This window comes from Candidatus Rhabdochlamydia oedothoracis, from assembly GCF_019453995.1.
Taxonomy (GTDB): Bacteria; Chlamydiota; Chlamydiia; order Chlamydiales; family Rhabdochlamydiaceae; genus Rhabdochlamydia; species Rhabdochlamydia oedothoracis.
In genome coordinates this window covers 1,217,351-1,240,665 of sequence record NZ_CP075587.1, presented here as the reverse complement: position 1 = coordinate 1,240,665, position 23,315 = coordinate 1,217,351, and the positions used below count along the sequence as shown (strand labels likewise).

Below are 23,315 nucleotides of genomic sequence, written 5' to 3'. Positions count from 1 at the left end.
ATTAATTACTACTATTGCGCCAAATTTTAAGTTTTTTGGCGCAATTAGGAAGAAAGGTTTTTAGGGCGTAGAGAGAGTTTTTCTTCTAATTTTTTTATATAGAGATAAACCACAGGGGTTAGGTACAGGGTAACTACCTGTGAAAAGAGCAGGCCTCCTACTATGACAATCCCTAAAGGTTGGCGGGTTTTGGCAATAGCCCCACCTATGCCCACCGCAATAGGTACAGCGCCCATCATTGCGGCAAAAGTTGTCATAAGAATAGGGCGAAATCTGGTTAAGCACGCTTCAAAAATGGCTTCATGGGCTGTCTTTTTTAAAAGAGCTTGATTGGCAAAATCAATTAAAATAATACCATTTTTTAGAACAATCCCAAACAGCATGATCACACCGACAAAAGCATAAAGGGAAAAGCTTTGATGGAATAAAATGAGGCTTAAAAGTCCTCCCACTGCAGCAGGAGCTAGGGTAGACATTACCGTAACAGGTGAAAAGAAGTTTTCATAGAGAATCCCTAGGATGATATAAATGAGAAAAAAGGTGATTAAAAGTAGAGATTGCAGATTGGCAAAAGAGGTTTTAAATACACTGGCGCTTCCTTGCACAGTTCCTTTAACAGTGTTAGGAAGGGTTTGTTTTGCGATCACATGAATTTTATCCAAAGCGCTGCTTAGCGCTGTATCGACTAAATTAAAGGAGATAGTAGCAGAAGGGGATGCGTTAAGATGATTTACCGTTAATGGACCTGTACTCTCTTTTATGTCGGTAATGGCTGTTAAGGGCACAATTTTTCCCAATGCAGAATGCAACCATATTTGGGATAAAGAGCTAGGATCGCGGTAGAACTTCGGAAAGGTTTCCATAATGGCATAGTATTGGTAGTTTGAAGTATTGATAGGAGAGAGATTACTTGTAGCATAAGCTAAATTAAGAGCTTGCTCCACTTGTAATGCACTGATCTGATAGAGGGATGCTCTGTCGCGCAGAATATGAACTTGACATCTGGGTTGGGTAATATCTAAATCGCTATTTACATGACTTAAAAAAGGAAGCTCCGCAAGCTTTTTTTGCATGATAGGCGTGTATTTATAGAGCTCTTCTTCCGATAGACTTTGCATGGTGTATTGGTAATTAGATTTACTAGATGTCGTTCCTACTTCCAAGTTAATCAGTGGCTGTGGCTTTAAAAAAACGTTTGTTCCTGGTATTTTATGCACCAAAGAGTACATGTGTGTCAGTAGAGGTTTAAGGGAAAGGCGTTCTTTTAAGGGCTTTAAGCGAATATATAAAAGCCCTTCATTATCTTGTGGGTAACCTCCAACCGATACAACAGAGGTAATATTTTCATCCTGCGATAAGATGTCGGCTAATTGATTGCTAGATTCTGAAACAGCTAAAGGAGAAGTACCATCTACTGTTTGTAGGTATCCTTGAATAAGGCCGATATCATCCGGTGGCAAGAAGTCTTTAGGGAGTTTGATCATTAAAATGGTCGATAAGCCTAAACTCAACACTCCTAGTCCTAAAATAATTTTAGGATGGTTTAAAGCCCAATTCAGCGATTTTTCATAGAGAAGAAGCGTTCTACGATGATAGGCTGCAAAATTTGTTTTTTTTTCTTGATTTGCTTTGCGAACTAATTTACTGCATAGAAGAGGGGTTAAAGTCAGAGAAAGAATTCCTGAAATGAAAACGGTAATAACAATGGTCATTGCAAATTCATACAATATCCGCCCGATAATTCCTTGCATGAAAATAATGGGGATAAAAATTATACATAAACAAAGGGTCATTGATAAAATGGTAAAAAAAATCTCCTTAGCTCCTTTTAAGGCAGCATCTGTGGCAGATTCTCCCATTTCAACATGGCGTGTGATATTTTCTAATACAACAACAGCATCATCTACTAGATAGCCAACAGCTAGTGTAATACCAAGTAGAGATAAAATATTAAGGGTAAAGCCTAGTTTTAAAATGATAATAAAAGCGCCCAAAATCGATAAAGGGATCACAATCAGAGGAATAATCGTATCTCTTAGGTTGCCTAAGTAGAAGAAAATCACGATAGCAACTAGTACAATGGCTATCAATAAAGTCATCTGTACTTCATGAACTGATTCGAGTATGTATTCCGATTGATCAAAGACCCTTACCAAACGTAAAGAACTAGGTAATTGTGTAGATAGACTAGGTAGAATTTGATTGATTTTCTGAATAACCGATAGAGTGTTAGCGCCCGGCCTTTTACGAATGGCAAGACCAACAGATGGGGCTGTATATCCTTTTTCAAAAAATTGTACGGAAAGCTTATCATTAAGAACACTATCTATGGCTTGGCCGATATCACAAAAGCGCACAATGGACCCATCTTGCGCTTTAATGATAATAGGATCGTAAAGAGCTGCTTTAGCTAATTGTCCATCGACATTAAGAGTGAACTCTTGTTTAGGACTAAATAAAGTACCCACGGGTATTTGTACATTTGCTGTTACAACAGCATTAGCTACATCGTTTAAATCAAGCCCTCTAGCTGCTAGTTTCTGTGGATCAACCCTAAGACGAACCGCTTGTGGAGATCCGTAGATTAATACCTGAGATACCCCTTCTATTACGCTTAATCTTTGAGAAAGAAATGTATAACTATAATTGTACAATTCTCCTCTATTTAAAACAGGTGAGGTAACGATAAAAAATAAAAGAGAGGTAGCCGTGGGATTGGTTTTTGTATAAATGGGAGCGTAGGGGAGATCTTTAGGCAGTTGAGAGCTTGCTGTATTAATAGCTGCTTGTACGTCAGCTGCAGCAAGATCTATATTTCGATCTAAATCAAATTGCAGAACAATCGTAGCCTTTCCTGTATAGCTAGTAGAAGAGATCGAAGAGATCGCTTCGATAGTAGTAAATTGCTGTTCTAAGGGAACCACTACATTGTTAGAAATGGTTTCCGGATTTGCTCCAGGATAGCTCACTGTGACTGTAATAGTAGGAAAGTCAATATCGGGCAGATCGCTGACAGGGAGTTTAAAATAAGATAAGATTCCAAAAAAAGCTATTGTCAGCATGACAAGGATTGTCATTACGGGTCGTTTGATGAATAAAGAGGAGGGATTCACAATGCCTCTTTGTTATTTAACCACGTTTGTATATGAACTTTTTTGCCAGGATAGAGATCAAGAAGTCCTTGCGCAATAACGATGTCATTAGTGCTAATTCCTGATTCGATACTGGTAGTTCCATTTTCATAGCGTTGACCAATGATAATCGGCGTAGTTTCTACTTCCATATTCTGATTAATGGTATATACGTAATGTCCCTTTTGCCCAACGCCTATTGCTTCTGAAGGAAGAATCAGAGATTCTTTTTCTTCTAGTACAAGTCTTACATCTACAAAATGCCCAGGCCATAGCAAATGGTCGTGATTATCTAGTGTTCCTTCTAATAAGATAGCTCCTGTTGCCGTATTAATTTGATTGTCAATGAGTGTTAATTGCCCTTCAAAGCAGGTAGTGTGCTCTAAAGTAGGAAAGATGTATAATTTCAAAAAGGATTTTTGAGAGCATTTTTGAATAGTAAACAGATCACTTTCAGGAACGGAAAAATCTACTAAAATGGGATCTATCTGATTAAGCAGAGTAAGCGTAGTGTCTTGGTTAGTATCAATGTAATTACCAGGTTTGAATTGTAATTTTCCTGTAATTGCATCAATAGGAGAGTGAATATAGCAATATTTTAAATTGATTTTAGCGTTTTCTAAATCTGCAACAGATTGTCCTACCACTGCTTTTTGCTCTAAGAAGTTAGCCATGTATTGGTCGTAATTGAGCTGAGAGATATAATCTTGTTCTGCTAGCTTTGCATATCTTTGTAGCGTATCTTCTGCTAATTTAAGTTGCGTGAATGTTTGAAAATACTCAGCTTTTGCTTTATCTAATGAAGCTTGATAAGGCCTTGGATCAATAACGAGCAATAAATCTCCTTTCTGTACAAACTGTCCTTCCATAAAATATTGCCCAACCAGAATACCAGAAACCTGAGCGTGAACCTGAATACTAGATTTAGCGGTAATGGTTCCCACATAATCTTTATATACTTGCACGGTTTGTTTCAAAGCGCGAGTTACAACTACTTCATGTGGTTTAATCACTTGAGGCTTTTTTTGGCAGCTATATAACAAAGAGCAAAGAAGAAGAAATTTCATCCAATTCATTCGAAAAGATCTCCTAAAGAGTAGATGGTGTTTGGGGAAATCAAACCTGTGGCATAGCTTAAGTTGGCTAAAGCAAGGTACCAATCTTGCATAGCTTGTGCTTTTTGAGCTCTTGCATCGACAAGAGATGTTTGAGCAGATATAAGATCAAGAATGGTCTGAGTGCCTTGTTGATAGCCGTTTAAAGCAACCGAGTACTGTTCTTCTGCAGCAGATAAAAATTCTGCAGCCCAATTGAGTGTTTCAAAGACGGTGTGAATATTAGAATGAGCAACGGTAATTTCTTTCATAGCATTTAACTGCAGACTTCTAAGCGTTTCTTCTGCAAGTACTACATTAGATTCAGCTTGTTTAATCGCATTGCGGTAGTAAAAACCAGAGAAAATAGGCATGCTTACGTTAAATGTGCTGACAAAGTTGTATTTATCATGAGTGACATTGCCATCAAAAGAAAAATAGGTTTTACCTATTTTAAACTGATAATTTAATTGAGGTAAAACTTGCCTCTTGGTCATTTTGACCATTTGTTCTTGGGAGCGAAGAGCGCTTTCAGCAGATAATAGATCAGCTCTATTTTGTATACCAATGCCGATTAAGGTTTCTAGAGGTAATATAAGGTCATTTTTGGGTAGTTCTTGAGGTAGTTCTTGTGTTTGTAAAGACATATAAGAAGGAAGGCCTATATCATTTAACAAAGTTGCAAAAGCTAGTTCAAGCTCTTGCTTTTGTGCAGCCCAGTTTGTTTTCTGAGAAAGTAATTGTGTCTTTGCTTGTAGAAAGTCGGATAAAGGACGTACACCTGAATGAAGGCCTTGTTCTGTAGCATCTAAAGTAAGCTCTGCATTAAGCACATTTGCCATATTTGCCTGTAGCAATTCTTTTTGATACAAGTATCTATAAAAATCTGTAATCACGGTTTTTAATAAAGATTGAATGCTATCATTATATTGAAATTGAGCTTGCTCTAATGAATAACGAGCTGCTTCTGCATTTGCTTTCTGTGTACCAAAATCGAATAATAAATAGGATAAAGAGAGCATAGGACCCCAATTGCCAAAGTAAATATCAGTAGCACCTCTTCCTGATTGAAGAGAGCCAGGTGATTGCGTTGCTCCAAAAATGGACTCGGGGGTTATTATCGAAGTTGCCTCCATTTTCGGTTGTCTTGCACGTATGGCTTGAAAAGAGCCGGTTATATTAGGGAAAAAAACGCTTTGTTTTTGTCCATAAGATGCTGCAGAGACAAGTGCTTTTGCCCAGCTAGATCTTGTTTGAGGATTGTTCTTTAAAGCGATGGCAATTAGCTCAGCAAGCCCATAAGGTTCTTTTTTTTCTAAAAGCTCAGCAGGATATTGCTCTAAGATACAAGAATTGACTTTGCGACAAGCAGGTGTAAAACAGGCATAGCTATACGGATCTATTACAGCGCGGTTAAGGTAACAACCCGTGCATGCGCATAACACAAAAAAACTTTGTAGCAATATTTGCCAACTCATAACTGATAAAAATAGAGAGTAAAATCTCTTATGCTTTTTATCCGCAGTATAGTTACTTTAGCTTTTTGGTCAAAATTTCATTTACCAACCCACCTTAGTACATATAGAGCGAATCGGCTTCATATATGCCTCTCAAGGGTATGGTATAGTGATTTAAATGGACATTGATAAAACAGCTTGATCCAAGGCTTCGGATAAATTAGCTATACAGTAGGTAAAAGTTCTCGGATTTTCGTTTGTCCTAGACAGAACTTGAGTTGACAGACAGCACTTCATTGACAGTGTCAATTTGGTGTAATGTGTCTAGCATTAAAGGTTTGCCATGGTGTCTTCCCATAACAATATTTCCCAGAATGGACTCGCTCTTCATTGTACTCTTTTACCCATTTATCCATATCCATTTGCAGTTCTTCTAGAATATGATAAACTTTTTGCCTAAATGCTGATGCAGAAAATTCATTTTGAATCGTCTGAGGAAACTTCTCACAGATTCCGTTGGTTTGAGGATGCCTTGCCTTTGTTCGAGTATGTTCAATATCTTCTATTGTAAGATAGAGCTCATATTCATGGTATGCCCGACTCCCACAGTACTCTGTCCCTCTACGGTTAAGTATTCTTAACACTCTTAACTCTTGTTCTTCAAACCAGGGTATTGTTTTATCATTTAATACTTATGCTGCTACTAGTGCATTTTTTCTGTCATACAACTTAGCAAAAGCAACTTTACTATAGGTATCAATCACTGTTTGCTGATAGATCCTTCCCACACCTTTAATAGTGCCTACATAATAGGTATCTTGTGCAACATTTTGCTTCTAACGCCTTTAGTCTCTTCTTAAATGTTTCTAGATCATGGCCTTAGCTATATCGATCTCACTCCTCCTGGAGAAATGAGAACTCCTTTCTTTTTCATCTCATTGGAAACTCGGAGCTTGTTTAGTCCCAAAGTATAATGGTGTATACTATGAACATTTAGCATCAAAGGAAACATTATGGGACAAATAGTACATGGGTGCGCCAAAACAACTGAGGCGATACGTCGGAAAATACAAAATAGTCAAAAGAGCATAGCCAAATTAGCAGAGGAATTGAGTCTCAACCCTAAAACTGTTCTTAAGTGGAGGAAGAGAGGGTTTCAGCGGGGCCTAAAAAGATTCATTCCACTATCCTAAGCAATGAAGAAAATATCTACCCTTCATCGATGCTTACAAAGGCACGGGATAAGTCGTCTGCCTGAAACAAAAGGTGAAAAACCCCTTAAGAAGAAGTTTTCTTCTTATCCTAATAGAGCATCGGTTAACAAAAGTAAACCACTCATGGACAAATGGCCAAGTTGAACGGATGAACAGAACCCTTAAAGAGGCTACCGTGAAAAGATACCACTACCAAACCCATCAGCAGTTAAAAGAGCATTTATATAATTTTTTAAATGCCTATAACTTTGCGAAAAGATTGAAAGCTCTAAAATGATTAACACCATTTGAATATATAGTGGTTCCGATTCAATCGTATAGAAAAATATTTTGTTTTGTGTTAAGCTATTGAGTATGAAAAAACTGATCCCTAGCCAGAGAGCTGACTTAGAACACAAGTTAAAGCATCCAAAAGACTATTCTGAACGGAATAGGCTTTGTGTAATTTTGGGCTATGATGAGGGTATCTCAACAAAAAATCTTGCTAAAACACTCCGGATAAGCCCTATCACTGTTCAGAAATACCTCAGAGAATATGATTCCGAAAATAAAACTGGAAGTAGCCCTCGAGGCGGTAGCAAATCAAAACTTTCACAAGACCAAAAAGAGTCTCTACTAAAACACCTACATGAAAAGACCTATCTTAAAGTCAAAGGGATCATAGCTTATGTGCATGAGCAATATGGGATAAAATATTCCCGAAGTGGCATGACAGATTGGCTCATACAGCACGGATTTGTTTATAAACGTCCTAAAAAGATTCCTGGGAAATTAGATCCTGAAAAACAACGAATTTTCATAGAACAATATAGGGCTTTAAAGGAGACCTTAAACCCTGATGAAGAGATCTATTTCATAGATGCTGTGCATCCTGAACATCAGTCCCAAGCCGTATGTGGATGGATCAAAAAGGCGTTCAAAAGACTTTGCAGACATCCGGGAAACAATTGCGATTGCATTTTGCTGGAGCTCTTTGCCTGACAGGAATGAAGATTTTTACAGAGGAATATAAGACAGTTGATGCCGATGCAATGCTCGATTTTTTCAAGAAGCTAGAAAAACAGACAGAGGCTCGAATTATTCATGTAATTTTGGATAAAATGCAAGATCAACAAAAATAAGAACTAGAAGAGTTTCTGATGTCTTCTAGGGCCCTTTCAACCTTGAAGTGCACAAAAAGAACATATAAATACTTGAAAAAACATCTTTGTGCACCCGAGCATAGCATTTTTGTAGATAATCTCGTAAACACTTCTAGTGGAGTTTCGAAGTTGAGAGCCTTTCTAGGTCTGTTATTTAGTAAAGTTTCCACCCTTTCTATTCCTTGAAGTCGTATCTAAAAAGCTTTGTGTTTTAGGAAAATATTGCCTAACTAGTCCGTTTGTATGCTCATTTAAGCCTCTTTCCAAGAATGGTAGGGCGTTGCAAAGTAGAAGTCTGTCTCTAGCTCGAAACTAACCATTTGGTGATGGCAAATTCTTTTCCGTTGTCTGCTGTTAATGTGTGTACAAAATCTTTGATAGGTTTAAGTTGTTCATTAACGCTTGACTTACTTCCTCTGCAGTTTTATGAGAAACTTTGGCGAGCTTAGTTAGCTTGGAAGTTCTTTCTACCATTGATACAATTACGCCTTTATGTCCTGCCCCTATGACTGTATCTAGTTCCCAGTCTCCTAAACGAGTCTTTTTTTCTACAATACAAGGCCGTTGCTTATATCTATACGACCAGGCATGTTCCCTCTTCCAGAAGCTCCCTTTCTCTGCTTGTTTATATTTTTCCCTCGATGACGGAGCTCTCTATAAAGCTGTCCTCCCTGTCGTTTTATCTTTCCAGATATGATTATAGATGGTCTCATGACTAACATGTTCTTTACCATGTCTTTTAAGCCATCCGGATATTTGTATAGGGCTCCATTGCAACTACTTGATTTTTTCTTCAATACGGGTAACTATTTGAGGAGTCATTTTTTTATTGGGCTGAGAATTTTTTCTAAGAATGCTTTTTCTTGAGCTTGCTGATGACGGTATCCTCGTTGCCCTTTATTTCTCTTAAGTTCCCTACTAATAGTGCTATGATGAACTTTTAGAATGTTTGCTATTGAGCTAGATGTATCTCCTCTAGCTTTTAAAAATATAACTGACATCTTTGGTCATAGGGTTAGGTGATGTAGCCTTTAGGCAAGGTCTCTCCTTGTGTTTGATTTGTTAAAAATCACAATAAGATTCTTTCATCGCCTGCCTATTCTTTTTTTAATTCTTCTGTGCACTTCAAACTTGAAAAGACTTAGGATTAAAGTGCACTATCTCCCTCCTTATTCGCCGAATTTGAATCCTATTGAACGCTTGTGGAAGATCTTAAAGGAAAAGAAGGTATACAATCGATATTACGAAACGTCGGTGACTTTTTTTCAGGCAATTAGAGGATTCTTCTTAGAAGAGATACCGAAAATAACAGATATTTTGAAATGTAGGATAAACGACAAGTTTCAAGTCGTTGACTTAAATCCCATTAAGCTAGCCGTTTGAATCGGCACTAGTATATTATCAAAAGTTGGTAAAAAAAACCAAAAAGTTTTAGAATTAACCCACTCCATCACACTTTGGGACTAAACATCTAAGAAAATACATAGAAGAACCTTCAGCAGTCAATTTCCAACTTAAATCTCGTATTATTTTAGTTTTTTGGTCAGAATTTCATTTACTATGACAGGAGAGGCTTTACCTTTACATAATTTCATGACTTGTCCAACTAAGAAATCAAAGGCTCTTGTTTTTCCAGTATGAAAATCAGCAATCGATTGTGGGTTATTCTCTAAAACCTTATCCACTAAAAGTGTAATGCTTGAAATATCTTGCAGGGGCTGGTAGTCAGGGTTTTGTTTTACGATTTGCTCAGGATCTGCTCCTGGGGCTTTGCACATATCATCAGCAATGCTTTTAGCAATCTTTCCAGTAATGGTGTTTGATTCAATCATCTTGACAAGTTTACCTATATCGCTAGGCCCAATTCCTGAGCGAATGAGACTATTTCCTGTGTCTTTAAAGCGCCCAGCAAACTCTATGATCATCCAATTACATATGCTTTTAGGGCTAGGGCAGATTTTAAGCGCTTCTTCAAAATAATCAGCGAGCTTTTTATCGTTAATTAAAAAGGCAGCAGCAGATTCAGGCAGTTCTAATTCTTGTAAATAGCGATTGTATCTTTGGTGTGGTAATTCTGGCAAAGTAGCTTTAATTGCTTTAATCTCTTCTTCTTTGAGTAAAATCGGAGGAAGGTCTGGTTCTGGAAAATAGCGATAATCATCAGCATCTTCTTTTTCACGCATTAAAACGGTTTCTTTTTTCTCTGAATCAAAACGATAGGTTCCTTGAGATATTACTTTATAAAAGTCTTTTTGCGGATGCAGAGTGTATTCACGAATTTGTCTGCGAATCTCTGATTCAAGCGCCAGTTCTATATTGCTAAAAGAATTGAGATTTTTAATCTCAATTTTTGTACGCAAGATCTGTTCTCCTTTCTTCCTGACAGAAATGTTACAATCAATACGAAAGGAACCTTCATCCATATTACAATCAGAGACGTCTAGATATTCTAAAATGGCTTTAATAGCCATAGAATAGGCTCCTGCTTCTTTGGGAGTATGCATACAGGGATCTGAGACAATTTCTATTAGTGCTACCCCTGCTCTATTGTAATCAACACCTGTAAATGTACTAAAGTGTTTTAAAGTACCAGCATCATCTTCCAAATGACTTCGATTAATAGAAAAATGTTTTAATACGCCTTCTACATCAGCTACTACAGTACCCCCTATTAAAATGGGTTTATAGAACTGTGTAATTTGAAAATTACGAGGGCTATCGGGATAAAAATAGGATTTACGATCAAATTGACTGCTCAAAGAGACCTCAGAGCCTACTGCACAACCAAAAAGAACAGCTTTATGTACAGCTTCTTTATTCAAAACAGGTAAAGCCCCAGGTTGACCCGTACAGACAGTGCTAATATTTGTATTAGGCTCATCTCCAAAATGATTAGCTGCAGAGCTAAAAAGCTTAGATTTAGTATTGAGCTGTGCGTGAATTTCTAAACCAATTACGGGTTGCCAATCTCCATAGCAGATCTCGCTCATTTTTATACCTTTTTATCAAATAAAGGGGGAATGATGTTTGTAAAGGAAGTAGCACTTTCAAAAGCATGTCCAAAACGCAGAACCTCTGCATCATACATATAAGGCCCAATGAGTTGCAAGCCATAAGGGAGGTTTTCCTCACTAAATCCATTAGGGACACTAATTGCTGGTAATCCTGATAGGTTTACAGATACAGTGAAAACATCCTGTAGATAAAGCTGTACCGGATCTTGAAATTTGCCTAAAGGAAAGCTTGTTAAAGGAGATGTTGGCATAGCAATCATGTTGCATTTAGCAAAGGCTTGTTGAAACATTTGGATTAATAAAGTGCGTACTTTTTGTGCTTTTTTGCAATACGCCTCTTGATAACCAGAGGAGAGAACATAAGTGCCTAGCAAAATGCGTTTTTTTACCTCTGCTCCAAAACCTTCTTGCCTAGAAAGTACATAAATCTCCTCGAGGGTTTTTGCTTCCTCCGCTCGCTTGCCGTAACGAATGCCATCAAAACGCGCAAGGTTTGTGGATGCCTCTGCTGTAGCTAGAATGTAGTAGACGGCAATTGCATATTTTAACAGCTTTAAATCTACATCTACAATAGTTACACCTAATCTTTTAAAAACTTCTACGGCTTCTAAAAAATGTTCCTTAGATCCAGGATCTAATTCACTTAAGCAACTATAGGGGACACCAATTGTTTGACCGTGAATGGGTTGATCCAGTTTTTTTAAATAGTCTTCTGAAGGGGATTTAATGCTGGTAGAGTCATAAGAGCAGTGTCTTGAAATCACCTGCATGCATAAAGCGGCATCTTTTACATCGTAGGTCAAAGGACCGATCTGATCTAGAGAAGAAGCAAAGGCTACCAAGCCGTAACGAGAGACTTTTCCGTATGTAGGCTTAAATCCTACAATTCCACAAAAAGCAGCTGGTTGTCTGATAGATCCGCCTGTATCTGTTCCTAGAGAAATAGGGCAAAAACGCGCAGCTACAGATGCGGCAGATCCTCCAGATGATCCACCTGGTGTACATTTAAGATCCCAAGGATTTTTAGTTATTTGATAAGCAGAGTTTTCTGTAGAAGATCCCATGGCAAATTCATCAAGATTGGTTTTACCAATGATCAATGCATCTGCTTCTTCTAAAAGCCTAACTACAGTTGCATCAAAAACCGCTTTATAGTTTTCTAAAAACTTAGAAGCGCAGGTTGTTTTTTCTCCTTGAATATGAATATTGTCTTTAATGGAAACAGGTACCCCTGCTAAAGCGCCTAGCGGCTTGCCAGAATCCCTTTTGCGATCTAATTCACCAGCTTTTAACATTACCCGCTCTTCCATTACAGATAGAAAAGCGCCAATTTTTTCATCATGCAGGGAAATTCGCTCTAACGTCTTTTCCGCAATTTGTTTAGCGGACATCTTTTTTTTGCAAAATCCCTCACGAATAGCATGGGCAGATAGTCGATACATGTACAAAAACTCTTTAGTTAGAAAAATTAATTACTGTAGGCACTCGAATTATGCTGCCTAAATGAGAAGGAGCATTTTCTAAAAACTGCTCTCTGGATAAGGTATTCATAACTGTGTCATCTCTTGTGACACTATTTTGGATTTCTCCCACTTGATAACAAGTAGGGACATCCGTTGTGTCAACTTCAGAAAGCAGTTCCATATAACCTAACACTTTTTTTAAATGCTTAGATATGGCTTTTTTTTCCTCATCTGTTGCTTCGCCAAGACGGCAGAGTCTATTAAGCTTTTCAAGATCTTCTTCATCAAACTTTGTCATTTAAATTCCTTAAAAGAGCTGAATACGAATAACCACTATAATTTTTCTTTCTTTGCCTGTAAAGGAAAAAATACCGAAAAAATTGGGCGGCAAGAGCCTTACTAGTTTGAGGATGAGCCTCTATGTAAGCAAATTTAAAGATCCTATCAATAGCTACAATAAGATAAAGTTTTCCTTCTTGGGTACGCACTTCAGCAATATCAATATACATGCCATAATTGCACACAAAGAAGGGGTTGCTCCTTAAACGGAGTAGGATAAACTCTCCAATATAAACGAGATTTTTTCAAATCTCAAAACCGCTCATTAAAGAGCAAAAAAATGAGGAGCAACCCATAAAGCATTATATTGGATTAGATGTATCAATGAAAAGAACTTTTATCTGTGTATTTAAATGAACAAGGTAAGATTGTCCATGAAGGTTCAGAAAAAACAGATCCTGATTTACTAGCAGATTATTTTTCCAAAAGAAATTTTCAAGAAATCGTTGTTGGCTTTGAAAGTGGATGTTTATCTCATTACCTAGTCACAGGATTTAGAAAAAGAGCTATAGATCCCCTATGTATGGATGCAAGGAAGCTGAGTACGATTCTTGCTTTGAAAATAAATAAGACAGACAAAAATGATGCACGAGGAATCGCAGAAGCTCTTCGATCAGGTATGTATACACGAGTACACTGTAAGCCCCAAGATTCAGTAGAAAAAAGTATTTTGTTAGTTTCCAGAAGAGCGCTAATTAAACAGCAAACGCAGTCAAGGAAAGAAGGGTATGCTTGAGAAAGGCAACAATTATAGCCTCTTCTTCATTGCTTAGGATAGTGGAATGAATCTTTTTAGTCCCCATAGGAGCATCGTGCTGAAACCCTCTCTTCCTCCACTTAAGAACAGTTTTAGGGTTGAGACTCAATTCCTCTGCTAATTTGGCTATGCTCTTTTGACTATTTTTGTATTTTCCGACGTATCGCCACAGTTGTTTTGGCGCACCCATGTAATATTTGTCCCATAATGTTTCCTTTGATGCTAAATGTTCATATTATACACCATTATACTTTGGGACTAAACATCTTAGTACCATCAGTACGAACTTGGCCCTTTCAACCTTGAAGTGCACAAAAAAGAACATATAAATACTTGAAAAAACATCTATTGTGCACCCGAGCATAGCATGTTTGTAGATAATCTCGTAAACACTTCTAGTGGAGTTTCGAAGTTGAGAGCCTTTCTAGGTCTGTTATTTAGTAAAGTTTCCACCCTTTCTATATCCTTGGAAGTCGTATCTAAAAAGCTTTGTGTTTTAGGAAAATATTGCCTAACTAGTCCGTTTGTATGCTCATTTAAGCCTCTTTCCCAAGAATGGTAGGGCGTTGCAAAGTAGAAGTCTGTCTCTAGCTCGAAACTAACCATTTGGTGATAGGCAAATTCTTTTCCGTTGTCTGCTGTTAATGTGTGTACAAAATCTTTGATAGGTTTAAGTTGTTCAATTAACGCTTGACTTACTTCCTCTGCAGTTTTATGAGAAACTTTGGCGAGCTTAGTTAGCTTGGAAGTTCTTTCTACCATTGATACAATTACGCCTTTATGTCCTGCCCCTATGACTGTATCTAGTTCCCAGTCTCCTAAACGAGTCTTTTTTTCTACAATACAAGGCCGTTGCTTAATATCTATACGACCAGGCATGTTCCCTCTTCCAGAAGCTCCCTTTCTCTGCTTGTTATATTTTTTCCCTCGATGACGGAGCTCTCTATAAAGCTGTCCTCCCTGTCGTTTATCTTTCCAGATATGATTATAGATGGTCTCATGACTAACATGTTCTTTACCATGTCTTTTAAGCCATCCGGATATTTGTATAGGGCTCCATTGCAACTTGATTTTTTCTTCAATACGGGTAACTATTTGAGGAGTCATTTTTTTATTGGGCTGAGAATTTTTTCTAAGAAATGCTTTTTCTTGAGCTTGCTGATGACGGTATCCTCGTTGCCCTTTATTTCTCTTAAGTTCCCTACTAATAGTGCTATGATGAACTTTTAGAATGTTTGCTATTGAGCTAGATGTATCTCCTCTAGCTTTTAAAATATAAATCTGACATCTTTGGTCATAGGTTAGGTGATGGTAGCCTTTAGGCAAGGTCTCTCCTTGTGTTTGATTGTTAAAAATCACAATAGAGATTCTTTCATCGCCTGCCTATTCTTTTTTTAATTCTTCTGTGCACTTCAAACTTGAAAAGACTCTTCATAAATGGTCTGGGCTTTACGAATAGAACATTGTATTTAGCTCATCAATTTTTTGCATCCAAGCCAATTGACTAATACGGTTAGTCTAGACTTGCTCCAACCAAAACGTTCTGCTGAAATATTTTTCAGTTCGCAAATATGTTGCATAATACCCCTTAGATTGCTTTCTGGAAGTATTATGCCAGATCTCTGGTCATATTTGCGGGCTATTCTTTTTATCTGCTCCTAAAAAATTGTCCTGCACAGAGAAAAATTACTTTAAAATACTAGTTGACTTATTCTTTCAAATTATTGATGCTACGTTCTCTTAAGTACGAAAAGTAGCGTGATTTGAGGTTTTTGTTAGCCATAATCTGTGATATGCAAACTCAACCCTCTTTATAATGTTCTTTAAATATTTAAGATAATGAAAGAGAAAATCTATCGTCTAGCATTCTGTTAGAAACCTGGGATTAAAATCCTAAAGTAATATTAATGAATGAACGTATATTTTCTAAGGTGATATTATGAGCGGTCCTATACAAAGCTTAGCAGACGCAATGTCTACATACAATACAAGTAGGAGATTTATCCAAGAGCAAAGAGAAAAAGCAGACGCAGAAAGACGGACAAGAGTGAACAAAGAATACGAAAAAGCTCTTAGTACTTCTTCTAAATCTGAGTCTGAATGCAAATGCAAATGTAAAGAAAAACCTCGCTCTGAAGAATTTATAAAATGGGAAAACGATTTAGATAGAAGGCTTGCAAAATTTGACAGAGAAAATCGAGCTCGTTGGGATGAAGCACACAGGAAGCTTCAAGAAGACTCAAGCTGTACTATTTCATAGATGAAAAAGACTCTGCCATCAAAATGGCAGAGTCTTTTTTCTTAATTATCTTAGACTAGAAGAATTTCTTTTAAACGGGTCAAAGTCTGATATTTTATCAATTTCTTTCTTGACTCCATCAGCTGTATTTCCCTGTTGATTTTGATTATCTTGTTGTACTTGTTGAACTAGACTTTCTTTTTGTGATTTGGCTTTTTGATGTTCCGATAATCCTTGGGCTACATAATAAGCGGCTTGACCTGGTGTGCCAACAGACTGAAATTTACCTGACTTAGCCTTATGAGAATCTGCAAGAATTTCATATTCTTTATTCACTAATTTAATTCTCTTATTCTTTTTTTCTGTTTGCTTATCAATCTTGGCCCGTTCTAAATCATTAGGTTCTTTAATCTGTTCTTCTGTTTGCTCTTTGACTTTAGCTTGTCTATTAGATAAGGCATCTTCTTCAATTTCTGAGACAATATCATCATTTACACTAGATGTACATGGCTCGTCTACAGCCTCTACTTCCACGGTAATATCTTTATTAAGATCTTTAGCATTATTGAGATCTTTGGCCTTAAACTCCTCATCTAATATCTTTAGACTATCATTTCGCATTTCAGTGGCTTCGGCTATTCCTTTAGCCTCTTGAAATTTACCAACACCTTGTGCTACACCAGTAGCTCCTAATACTAAACCTCCAGCTCCTACTATTGAGCCTGCCGTTGCAGTTTCATCTGCACTAGCAAATCCTGCTTTTATTGCTGCAAGGTTGGATAAGTTTCTTGCTGAACCAAGAATCTCACATACTTTTATAAGACTGGTAATCATTTGCAACTGTGCATATGCAAGTGCAGCTTGTACATTCATCGAAGAACTATTAAATAATTCATCTAAATTAATTCTAGCGTGGCCTTCAGGTGAATGGTTTTCAATAGGATTTATAGTCATAATGACTCCTTGTTATAAATTATTTTACTATTCTTGCAGAGTACTAATTAGTGCTTATCGTTTTTAAATAAGCCTTCTTGAGTAAGAGTATATAGAGAAAAATCTTGGCTATTTCTGGTTCAAGTTGCTTAATGAACAGGAGGCTTTTTATTTTTTCTTGTGTTAAGTTTAGAGTTTTTTCTAGGTTTTCTCTATTTTTTTGAGTAATACTATTTTGTTGTTGAGCTGTAATAAATTGGTCAATCCCAGAACACAATAGATCCGTCAACTCTTCATCAAGTAGGTTATTTTCCTTAAACTTAAGCACCATAAATTTTATGTGTGTATCCATAAGGTACATGGAGGGAAGTATTTGCTGTAATAGCTCAGGAGAACATCCGTGCTGAGGATTATTTATCGTTTCTAGTATAATGTGTTCGGATATTTCTTCATGAAGGATGTCATTTAAAGAGGCCTTTTCAAACTCTTGCATAATTAACCTTTATTTTTAAGTATTACTATTACTTATTAAATGAGGTATTTTTATATTATTTATTTTAACATAATTGTGTTTAAATAATACATTAATTGATGTTCTATTGAATTTAAATTATTTTATAGGGTAAAAGAGGGTAGTCCTAAACATGTAATGCTCGCTAACGGACAGTTATAATTGCAGATGACAGGCTCTATTTTGGATAAACTCTGAGATTATATGCGTACTTAAAGATTTTTTAAATCTTAAGCATTGCAAGGTCTAGGAATGTAGACTGCAGCATCTTTTAAACACATTAATCTAATAATTAGGATTTGTTATGCCATTTCCAATAAGAAGAGAAGCAGCAAGCAACAAAAGCACTATAGTGCCAGAAAACCCTGCATTTGAAGCTTTCGTAAAAGGACAAATCAATGAGCTGGTAATAAATATATTGGTTTATTCCGCTTTTGCTTCTGCGTTCCTTTCCTTATCAAACATAGTCTTTTTTTTCTTGTGATCTTGAGTTTTTGCAAAGCATAAAAGATCGATTGCAAAGTCAAACCAAAATGCTTTTTTCTTATAGTCTTTTCAAGTTTGAAGTGCACAGAAGAATTAAAAAAAGAATAGGCAGGCGATGAAAGAATCTCTATTGTGATTTTTAACAATCAAACACAAGGAGAGACCTTGCCTAAAGGCTACCATCACCTAACCTATGACCAAAGATGTCAGATTTATATTTTAAAAGCTAGAGGAGATACATCTAGCTCAATAGCAAACATTCTAAAAGTTCATCATAGCACTATTAGTAGGGAACTTAAGAGAAATAAAGGGCAACGAGGATACCGTCATCAGCAAGCTCAAGAAAAAGCATTTCTTAGAAAAAATTCTCAGCCCAATAAAAAAATGACTCCTCAAATAGTTACCCGTATTGAAGAAAAAATCAAGTTGCAATGGAGCCCTATACAAATATCCGGATGGCTTAAAAGACATGGTAAAGAACATGTTAGTCATGAGACCATCTATAATCATATCTGGAAAGATAAACGACAGGGAGGACAGCTTTATAGAGAGCTCCGTCATCGAGGGAAAAAATATAACAAGCAGAGAAAGGGAGCTTCTGGAAGAGGGAACATGCCTGGTCGTATAGATATTAAGCAACGGCCTTGTATTGTAGAAAAAAAGACTCGTTTAGGAGACTGGGAACTAGATACAGTCATAGGGGCAGGACATAAAGGCGTAATTGTATCAATGGTAGAAAGAACTTCCAAGCTAACTAAGCTCGCCAAAGTTTCTCATAAAACTGCAGAGGAAGTAAGTCAAGCGTTAATTGAACAACTTAAACCTATCAAAGATTTTGTACACACATTAACAGCAGACAACGGAAAAGAATTTGCCTATCACCAAATGGTTAGTTTCGAGCTAGAGACAGACTTCTACTTTGCAACGCCCTACCATTCTTGGGAAAGAGGCTTAAATGAGCATACAAACGGACTAGTTAGGCAATATTTTCCTAAAACACAAAGCTTTTTAGATACGACTTCCAAGGATATAGAAAGGGTGGAAACTTTACTAAATAACAGACCTAGAAAGGCTCTCAACTTCGAAACTCCACTAGAAGTGTTTACGAGATTATCTACAAACATGCTATGCTCGGGTGCACAATAGATGTTTTTTCAAGTATTTATATGTTCTTTTTTGTGCACTTCAAGGTTGAAAGGGCCTATAAATACTTTTCTTTTTTAGAGGTTCTACATTCCCTCTTTGTTTCTTGCGCCTTACCGGTAGACGGTCGCAATCCCTATTGGAAATAGCTGGTTGGCTTTTCTTTTGTCGTTATTTTCCCCTAGGTATGCACTCGTTTTCTTAGATCCATCGAATAAGGTTTAGGCATGTCTCTACCTCCACATAGTTTTTCTGGAGAAAAATATACAACTTTATCAATAAAAAGTTTAAATCTCTATAAGATCTCCAGGCCGAAAGTCTAATAGAAAATGATGCTTTACATGATCCAATTCAACGCTTCTTGTAAATGTGGGTAACGAAAAGAATACCCCGATTCCAGAAGCTTTTGTGGATAGGCCCGTGTACTAGCTAGTAACATCTCTTTTCCCATATCTCCAAAAACCAAAGAAATAAGAGCGGAAGGAAGGTGAAAGAAGCGAGGCCTGTGTAGCTTAGCTGCTAAAATAGAAGAAAACTCTTTTTGTTTTACAGGATTGGGCGCTACTAGGTTAACCGCTTTAGTTAACGATTCTGTCATTAAAAGATGATACAAAGCGCTCATTGCATCATCAATCCCAATCCAACTTAAATACTGGTTACCAGATCCGATCTTCCCGCCTAAACCTAAGTGATAGAGTGGTAAAATCTGACGAAGCATACCGCCTTTTACTCCTAATACAACGCCAAATCTAGCATGTACAACGCGACAGCCGCGTTCTTCGATTGTTTCTAAAGCCATCTCCCACTGTTGGCAGAGCGAGGAAAGAAATCCTCCTCCTGTAGGGGAGAGTTCGGTAACGCTCTCTTTGCAATCCCCGTAAAAACCAATGGCAGAAGCGGAAATGACGGTTTTGGGAGGAGAATATAAACGAGATAACACTTGAGATAGTAACCAAGTATCACGACATCTACTATTGAATAACTTATTGCGGTATTTTTTTGTCCATCTATGAGCAATAGGAGCTCCTGCCAGATGAAAAACCGCGTCAAAACCTTCAAATTCCTGTTTAGAAAATTGACCTTCTATAGGATCCCAATATACGGTGTCAGAGCTCACTTCTTGTTTGTGGCGCACGAGCCTCATAACATCATGACCTGCTAAGCGTAAAAAGTGGGTAAGTTGAGAACCTATAAATCCATTAGCTCCACTCACTAAAATCTTCAAAGGGACACTTGAGTATTTGTAAATGAACTCTAGATCCTCTTTCATAATTTTTTGACGCCATTTTAAAAGTCGTATAAATCGCTTATTTATAAGGTTTTATAAAAAAATAGAGTCAAATTCTATCTCATCGCTTAAAATGCAGGATTGAGAATTAATAGGAGTAAAGCGATGAATATGTAAATAGCGCTTGAAAGGGCCTTTTATTTGTTTATCGCTAAATTCTTGATTGAGCTTGAAATTTTCATGCCTTAAAATCCATTTAAAGAAAAAGGGCCCTACGTAAACCTTTAATCCTACCTGGGTTTTATTACACGGTGTAGGGGGATCGAATAAAAAATCGGTTTTTACCCAAGGTGGCAATAGCCTTTTTAAGGCTCCAGGACGTAATGCCCAAGCAAAGGCAAAATCACAAGGTACTGCTACTGGTGATTTAATTTTTACATCCATACTTATTTCTTAGTCCATTGATGGTAAATCTGTATTGCATTTTTGCGCGCAAGATCGTGATCTACTATGGGGTAAGGATAGTTTTTCCCCAAGTAAACACCCGCTGCTTCTAACACAGACTTAGGACTTAAATGCGGGGTGTGAATCCATGAATTAGGCAGATTTCTCAATTCAGGAACAAATTGGCGTACGTATTCTGCTTTTGGATCGAATTTTTTTCCCTGAGTAAATGGATTAAATATACGAAAATAAGGAGCTGCATCCGCACCACATCCTGCACACCATTGCCAACCTAAGGTATTGTTTGCAAGATCTGCATCCACTAAGGTATCCCAAAACCATTTCGCTCCTTCTTGCCAAGGAACATTTAAGTCTTTGACCAAAAAAGAAGCTACGATCATACGAACTCGATTGTGCATCCAGCCTAGTTGCCATAATTGCCGCATACCAGCATCGACAATAGGAATTCCTGTCATGCCTTTTTGCCAAGCTTTGAGACATTTCGCCTTTCTTTTCCAAGGGAAATGGGTAAATTGTGCTCTTAGTGGTTTTGAAGGAGTATGAGGAAAAGTGATTAAAAGATGATAAGCAAATTCTCGCCACCCTATTTCTCTTAAAAAAACCTCTGCATGGGTATTCTGTAGCAAATCTTCGAAAATTCTTTTCACAGAAATCTCACCAAAATGCAAATGAGGGGAAAGCATTGATGTTCCCATCTCTGCAGGAAAATCGCGTTCATGAGCATATTGATGTATCTTACTCCTCAAGAAATGCTTCCACTTTTTTAAAGCGTTGTCTTCTCCTGGTTGCCAAAGATAAGGAAAGTCTTTAGCCCAAGGAATATGCGGCAATAAATCTAATGCACCTAAAGATATATGTTTAGAATACGTGGCTAATCGTAACTTTTTTGTAACTTTACCCTCTGGCTTACCTATTTCTTGTTTTAAGCAACATCGCCAAAAAGGAGTGAATACTTGATAGGGATTACCCTGCTTAGTAGTCATTTGACCGGGTACAAATAGTAGATTCGCATGAAATCCTTTTGCTATGCACTTCTTTGCAGAGGCTAGTTTCATCAGTTTTTTTTCACGCATTAGCGCGCTTGGCTCATAACAGTAATTCCAAACTATATGTTTTGCATCTACCTTATCTATAATCTTTTGCAATGCATGCAAAGTTGCGCCTTGGAAGAAAAATAAATCAAGACCTAGGGCTTTTAACTTTTTTTGCAAAGATTGCAGAGAATAGTGCAGCCACCAGCGAGAGCTTGAACCCATTGACCAGTTTTTATCCTCTTTTGGATCAAATATATATATGGGTAAAACAGGAAGCTGTAGTTGGGAAGCATATTTTAAGGCAGGATTGTCTTGAATTCGCAGATCGCGTTGAAACCAAATAATTGTTGTCATAAATACAAAGATAAAAAAGCGTAAGAATTCTTAAAAAACTATCCTTACGCCTTATATAAACTACATTTTACAACTACCGCCCCTATCTTTTGAGCAGCAGCAACACATATGTTTCCAATGGGGAATCCAGCGCAAACTCCAAAGACCAGCTAGACCTACTAGTGCGTAAACCAAGCGACTTAAGCCAGCCATTTGACTTCCGAATAACCAAGCGACAAAATCAAACTGAAAAAAGCCTATTAAGCCCCAGTTTAAAGCTCCAATTACAATTAAAATAAAAGCGAGAGTATTTAAAAACTTCATTTGTTCCTCCTTAATACTCCATGCATGCCCGTTTCAAGACAGCATGTCCCGTTAGCATCATCTTAGAAACTTTTTATTCATTTGTCATCTTTTTTTTTCAAATTAGGTGTTTTCAAACGACATCCTACTCTTTTTAATAGATCACATAGCATTTCTCTTCGAAAAGAATCCGCTTTTTCCAAATGATGATAAATCATAGATAAGTAAGGATCTTTTTGATCTAATAAATCCGGTAAATATTCGAAATGAACACCGCTTAATATCACTTTTCCCTGTCCATGGTTAATTTCGACAATCGCAGGGGGGGATTGAGGTAAATCGAGATAACAAGATAATATCTTTATTTCTGAAGACTTAGAACTAAAAAAACATCCTCCATTAAAATACACATGTAAAGAATGTTTTTGCCAATTAATCAGTGCATTACAAGCCCCTTTAGAAGAATTATATGTATATTTCCCTACTCCATAAGCCGGACCCTTAGCAATCCCGGGAAAAAAACACAAAGAGCGCTCACCCAAAATTTCCAAACTTGTTCCTTTTTCAAATTCAATTCTTTCGCATGCAAAATAGGCTCCTGCGCAAATTCCCAAATAATTGCCTTCTTTCTCTACATAAGAACGGATTTTATCGGTTCCCTTTCCAACTAAGGCGCTTTGGTAAAAGACATCCCTACCACCAGGCATAATAAATAGCTGTGTATCCTTTTCCCAATTTTCTTCTATAACAGAGCGAGCATCCAATCTTTTTATTTTCATCTCAGGATTAAGCTGTTGTTTTAAGCTATGAACCAAATGCTTCAAGGAAACCCCATCCACTCCCTTATCTACATAAACTACAACCTGGTTTTTCATAGAGAACCTCCTTTATTTCTACCTAAGCTCCTCTCATAAAAGAATATAGTCAGAGGAGTATGTAGAAAATACCTTTCTTTATGTTTAACTATGTACAGAATACCTATTTTAAGGCATTTTCTTTCAAATGAAAGAAAAAGAAACTATTCTGTTC

General features: G+C 37.1%; 26 protein-coding genes and 4 pseudogenes. 8 read left to right on the top strand and 22 right to left on the bottom strand.

Features of this window, described 5'->3' with window-relative positions; translation table 11 throughout:
• Window positions 1-44: 44 nt before the first annotated feature.
• The 4 genes and pseudogenes from RHABOEDO_RS06880 to RHABOEDO_RS10860 form a co-directional block, all read right to left on the bottom strand.
• Window positions 45-3,113: an efflux RND transporter permease subunit gene (locus RHABOEDO_RS06880; protein WP_215217027.1), complete on the bottom strand. Its 3,069-nt coding sequence runs from the start codon at window positions 3,111-3,113 to the stop codon at window positions 45-47.
• The gene (locus tag RHABOEDO_RS06875) at window positions 3,110-4,207 is read right to left on the bottom strand and encodes an efflux RND transporter periplasmic adaptor subunit (protein WP_215217028.1); all 1,098 of its coding nucleotides are present in this window, start codon (window positions 4,205-4,207) and stop codon (window positions 3,110-3,112) included. Before RHABOEDO_RS06875 ends, RHABOEDO_RS06880 begins: the two co-directional genes overlap by 4 nt.
• The gene (locus tag RHABOEDO_RS06870) at window positions 4,204-5,670 is read right to left on the bottom strand and encodes a TolC family protein (RefSeq protein ID WP_215217029.1); all 1,467 of its coding nucleotides are present in this window, start codon (window positions 5,668-5,670) and stop codon (window positions 4,204-4,206) included. Before RHABOEDO_RS06870 ends, RHABOEDO_RS06875 begins: the two co-directional genes overlap by 4 nt.
• Window positions 5,671-5,987: 317 nt before the next feature.
• Window positions 5,988-6,631: pseudogene (locus RHABOEDO_RS10860) on the bottom strand (integrase core domain-containing protein); the annotation flags it as partial.
• Between the two features lie 64 nt (window positions 6,632-6,695).
• Here RHABOEDO_RS10860 and RHABOEDO_RS11775 point away from each other — a divergent pair.
• The 3 genes and pseudogenes from RHABOEDO_RS11775 to RHABOEDO_RS06845 form a co-directional block, all read left to right on the top strand.
• A pseudogene (locus RHABOEDO_RS11775) lies at window positions 6,696-7,170 on the top strand (integrase core domain-containing protein); the annotation flags it as partial.
• Window positions 7,171-7,250: 80 nt separating this feature from the next.
• Window positions 7,251-7,877, top strand: a complete 627-nt coding sequence (locus RHABOEDO_RS06850; RefSeq protein WP_220017475.1) for a helix-turn-helix domain-containing protein — start codon at window positions 7,251-7,253, stop codon at window positions 7,875-7,877.
• Window positions 7,823-8,017 carry a hypothetical protein gene (locus RHABOEDO_RS06845; protein WP_220017474.1) on the top strand — a complete coding sequence of 65 codons (195 nt, stop codon included), beginning with the start codon at window positions 7,823-7,825 and terminating at the stop codon, window positions 8,015-8,017. The genes RHABOEDO_RS06850 and RHABOEDO_RS06845 overlap by 55 nt, the downstream gene beginning before the upstream one ends.
• Here the strand turns inward: RHABOEDO_RS06845 and RHABOEDO_RS06840 are convergent.
• From RHABOEDO_RS06840 to RHABOEDO_RS06830, 4 genes are all read right to left on the bottom strand, one after another.
• Complete coding sequence (locus RHABOEDO_RS06840; protein ID WP_220017473.1) at window positions 8,005-8,208, bottom strand: hypothetical protein; 204 nt, start codon at window positions 8,206-8,208, stop codon at window positions 8,005-8,007. The two genes, RHABOEDO_RS06845 and RHABOEDO_RS06840, sit on opposite strands and share 13 nt — an antisense overlap.
• A gap of 378 nt (window positions 8,209-8,586) precedes the next feature.
• Complete coding sequence (locus RHABOEDO_RS06835; protein ID WP_220017472.1) at window positions 8,587-8,751, bottom strand: hypothetical protein; 165 nt, start codon at window positions 8,749-8,751, stop codon at window positions 8,587-8,589.
• Window positions 8,693-8,815 carry a hypothetical protein gene (locus RHABOEDO_RS11135; protein ID WP_281069542.1) on the bottom strand — a complete coding sequence of 41 codons (123 nt, stop codon included), beginning with the start codon at window positions 8,813-8,815 and terminating at the stop codon, window positions 8,693-8,695. Before RHABOEDO_RS11135 ends, RHABOEDO_RS06835 begins: the two co-directional genes overlap by 59 nt.
• A 41-nt stretch (window positions 8,816-8,856) precedes the next feature.
• On the bottom strand, window positions 8,857-9,039 hold the full coding sequence (locus RHABOEDO_RS06830) for a helix-turn-helix domain-containing protein (RefSeq protein WP_220017471.1): 183 nt from the start codon (window positions 9,037-9,039) through the stop codon (window positions 8,857-8,859).
• A 130-nt stretch (window positions 9,040-9,169) separates the two neighbouring features.
• Between RHABOEDO_RS06830 and RHABOEDO_RS11770 the strand changes: the two genes are divergently transcribed.
• On the top strand, window positions 9,170-9,421 hold the full coding sequence (locus RHABOEDO_RS11770) for a transposase (protein WP_434062171.1): 252 nt from the start codon (window positions 9,170-9,172) through the stop codon (window positions 9,419-9,421).
• A gap of 143 nt (window positions 9,422-9,564) precedes the next feature.
• On the opposite strand, the gene gatB is transcribed toward RHABOEDO_RS11770, so the two are convergent.
• From gatB to RHABOEDO_RS10855, 4 genes and pseudogenes are all read right to left on the bottom strand, one after another.
• On the bottom strand, window positions 9,565-11,028 hold the full coding sequence (gene gatB, locus RHABOEDO_RS06820; RefSeq protein ID WP_215217622.1) for an Asp-tRNA(Asn)/Glu-tRNA(Gln) amidotransferase subunit GatB: 1,464 nt from the start codon (window positions 11,026-11,028) through the stop codon (window positions 9,565-9,567).
• Window positions 11,029-11,030: 2 nt separating this feature from the next.
• Window positions 11,031-12,494, bottom strand: coding sequence for an Asp-tRNA(Asn)/Glu-tRNA(Gln) amidotransferase subunit GatA (gatA, locus tag RHABOEDO_RS06815; RefSeq protein WP_215217623.1), 1,464 nt, complete (start codon window positions 12,492-12,494; stop codon window positions 11,031-11,033).
• A gap of 13 nt (window positions 12,495-12,507) precedes the next feature.
• Window positions 12,508-12,813 (bottom strand): Asp-tRNA(Asn)/Glu-tRNA(Gln) amidotransferase subunit GatC, encoded by a 306-nt coding sequence (gene gatC / locus RHABOEDO_RS06810; RefSeq protein WP_215217624.1) that lies wholly within the window; start codon window positions 12,811-12,813, stop codon window positions 12,508-12,510.
• A 73-nt stretch (window positions 12,814-12,886) separates the two neighbouring features.
• A pseudogene (locus RHABOEDO_RS10855) lies at window positions 12,887-13,021 on the bottom strand (IS481 family transposase); the annotation flags it as partial.
• A 176-nt stretch (window positions 13,022-13,197) separates the two neighbouring features.
• Between RHABOEDO_RS10855 and RHABOEDO_RS06800 the strand changes: the two are divergent.
• Window positions 13,198-13,590 carry an IS110 family transposase gene (locus RHABOEDO_RS06800; protein WP_220017470.1) on the top strand — a complete coding sequence of 131 codons (393 nt, stop codon included), beginning with the start codon at window positions 13,198-13,200 and terminating at the stop codon, window positions 13,588-13,590.
• Here RHABOEDO_RS06800 and RHABOEDO_RS10850 read toward each other — a convergent pair.
• A pseudogene (locus RHABOEDO_RS10850) lies at window positions 13,568-13,817 on the bottom strand (IS481 family transposase); the annotation flags it as partial. The gene RHABOEDO_RS06800 and the pseudogene RHABOEDO_RS10850 sit on opposite strands and share 23 nt — an antisense overlap.
• A 139-nt stretch (window positions 13,818-13,956) precedes the next feature.
• Window positions 13,957-14,970, bottom strand: a complete 1,014-nt coding sequence (locus RHABOEDO_RS06795) for an IS30 family transposase (protein ID WP_215216525.1) — start codon at window positions 14,968-14,970, stop codon at window positions 13,957-13,959.
• 59 nt (window positions 14,971-15,029) lie between these two features.
• Here RHABOEDO_RS06795 and RHABOEDO_RS11520 point away from each other — a divergent pair, with 59 nt between their 5' ends.
• Both RHABOEDO_RS11520 and RHABOEDO_RS06785 read left to right on the top strand, forming a co-directional pair.
• Window positions 15,030-15,119: a DUF4277 domain-containing protein gene (locus RHABOEDO_RS11520; RefSeq protein ID WP_215217705.1), complete on the top strand. Its 90-nt coding sequence runs from the start codon at window positions 15,030-15,032 to the stop codon at window positions 15,117-15,119.
• Window positions 15,120-15,550: 431 nt separating this feature from the next.
• Window positions 15,551-15,871 (top strand): hypothetical protein, encoded by a 321-nt coding sequence (locus tag RHABOEDO_RS06785; RefSeq protein WP_215217704.1) that lies wholly within the window; start codon window positions 15,551-15,553, stop codon window positions 15,869-15,871.
• A 45-nt stretch (window positions 15,872-15,916) separates the two neighbouring features.
• Here the strand turns inward: RHABOEDO_RS06785 and RHABOEDO_RS06780 are convergent, their stop codons facing one another.
• From RHABOEDO_RS06780 to RHABOEDO_RS11515, 3 genes are all read right to left on the bottom strand, one after another.
• Window positions 15,917-16,804, bottom strand: coding sequence for a hypothetical protein (locus RHABOEDO_RS06780; protein ID WP_220017469.1), 888 nt, complete (start codon window positions 16,802-16,804; stop codon window positions 15,917-15,919).
• Between the two features lie 43 nt (window positions 16,805-16,847).
• On the bottom strand, window positions 16,848-17,276 hold the full coding sequence (locus tag RHABOEDO_RS06775; RefSeq protein ID WP_215217701.1) for a hypothetical protein: 429 nt from the start codon (window positions 17,274-17,276) through the stop codon (window positions 16,848-16,850).
• Between the two features lie 413 nt (window positions 17,277-17,689).
• Window positions 17,690-17,866, bottom strand: a complete 177-nt coding sequence (locus RHABOEDO_RS11515) for an IS630 transposase-related protein (RefSeq protein ID WP_350339714.1) — start codon at window positions 17,864-17,866, stop codon at window positions 17,690-17,692.
• Between the two features lie 46 nt (window positions 17,867-17,912).
• Between RHABOEDO_RS11515 and RHABOEDO_RS06765 the strand changes: the two genes are divergently transcribed.
• Window positions 17,913-18,926, top strand: a complete 1,014-nt coding sequence (locus RHABOEDO_RS06765; RefSeq protein WP_215216525.1) for an IS30 family transposase — start codon at window positions 17,913-17,915, stop codon at window positions 18,924-18,926.
• A gap of 334 nt (window positions 18,927-19,260) precedes the next feature.
• Here the strand turns inward: RHABOEDO_RS06765 and RHABOEDO_RS06760 are convergent, their stop codons facing one another.
• The 5 genes from RHABOEDO_RS06760 to RHABOEDO_RS06740 form a co-directional block, all read right to left on the bottom strand.
• On the bottom strand, window positions 19,261-20,193 hold the full coding sequence (locus tag RHABOEDO_RS06760) for a TIGR01777 family oxidoreductase (protein WP_215217551.1): 933 nt from the start codon (window positions 20,191-20,193) through the stop codon (window positions 19,261-19,263).
• A gap of 51 nt (window positions 20,194-20,244) precedes the next feature.
• Complete coding sequence (locus tag RHABOEDO_RS06755; RefSeq protein ID WP_215217550.1) at window positions 20,245-20,595, bottom strand: SRPBCC family protein; 351 nt, start codon at window positions 20,593-20,595, stop codon at window positions 20,245-20,247.
• A 2-nt stretch (window positions 20,596-20,597) separates the two neighbouring features.
• Entirely contained in the window at window positions 20,598-22,004 is a 1,407-nt protein-coding gene (locus tag RHABOEDO_RS06750; protein WP_215217549.1) for a cryptochrome/photolyase family protein, read from the bottom strand.
• Between the two features lie 60 nt (window positions 22,005-22,064).
• On the bottom strand, window positions 22,065-22,307 hold the full coding sequence (locus tag RHABOEDO_RS06745; RefSeq protein ID WP_215217548.1) for a DUF378 domain-containing protein: 243 nt from the start codon (window positions 22,305-22,307) through the stop codon (window positions 22,065-22,067).
• A 77-nt stretch (window positions 22,308-22,384) separates the two neighbouring features.
• Window positions 22,385-23,161: a BPL-N domain-containing protein gene (locus RHABOEDO_RS06740; protein ID WP_215217547.1), complete on the bottom strand. Its 777-nt coding sequence runs from the start codon at window positions 23,159-23,161 to the stop codon at window positions 22,385-22,387.
• Window positions 23,162-23,315 lie beyond the last annotated feature (154 nt).

Coding starts and splice junctions, on each gene's coding strand:
- gatB (WP_215217622.1), bottom strand. CDS start 11,028: ATGAGCGAGATCTGCTATGGAGATTGGCAACCCGTAATTGGTTTAGAA.
- RHABOEDO_RS06755 (WP_215217550.1), bottom strand. CDS start 20,595: ATGGATGTAAAAATTAAATCACCAGTAGCAGTACCTTGTGATTTTGCC.
- RHABOEDO_RS06750 (WP_215217549.1), bottom strand. CDS start 22,004: ATGACAACAATTATTTGGTTTCAACGCGATCTGCGAATTCAAGACAAT.
- RHABOEDO_RS06785 (WP_215217704.1), top strand. CDS start 15,551: ATGAGCGGTCCTATACAAAGCTTAGCAGACGCAATGTCTACATACAAT.
- RHABOEDO_RS06775 (WP_215217701.1), bottom strand. CDS start 17,276: ATGCAAGAGTTTGAAAAGGCCTCTTTAAATGACATCCTTCATGAAGAA.
- RHABOEDO_RS06835 (WP_220017472.1), bottom strand. CDS start 8,751: ATGAGACCATCTATAATCATATCTGGAAAGATAAAACGACAGGGAGGA.
- gatA (WP_215217623.1), bottom strand. CDS start 12,494: ATGTATCGACTATCTGCCCATGCTATTCGTGAGGGATTTTGCAAAAAA.
- RHABOEDO_RS06740 (WP_215217547.1), bottom strand. CDS start 23,161: ATGAAAAACCAGGTTGTAGTTTATGTAGATAAGGGAGTGGATGGGGTT.
- RHABOEDO_RS06850 (WP_220017475.1), top strand. CDS start 7,251: ATGAAAAAACTGATCCCTAGCCAGAGAGCTGACTTAGAACACAAGTTA.
- RHABOEDO_RS06760 (WP_215217551.1), bottom strand. CDS start 20,193: ATGAAAGAGGATCTAGAGTTCATTTACAAATACTCAAGTGTCCCTTTG.
- RHABOEDO_RS06875 (WP_215217028.1), bottom strand. CDS start 4,207: ATGAATTGGATGAAATTTCTTCTTCTTTGCTCTTTGTTATATAGCTGC.
- RHABOEDO_RS06745 (WP_215217548.1), bottom strand. CDS start 22,307: ATGAAGTTTTTAAATACTCTCGCTTTTATTTTAATTGTAATTGGAGCT.
- RHABOEDO_RS06780 (WP_220017469.1), bottom strand. CDS start 16,804: ATGACTATAAATCCTATTGAAAACCATTCACCTGAAGGCCACGCTAGA.
- RHABOEDO_RS06830 (WP_220017471.1), bottom strand. CDS start 9,039: ATGTCAGTTATATTTTTAAAAGCTAGAGGAGATACATCTAGCTCAATA.
- gatC (WP_215217624.1), bottom strand. CDS start 12,813: ATGACAAAGTTTGATGAAGAAGATCTTGAAAAGCTTAATAGACTCTGC.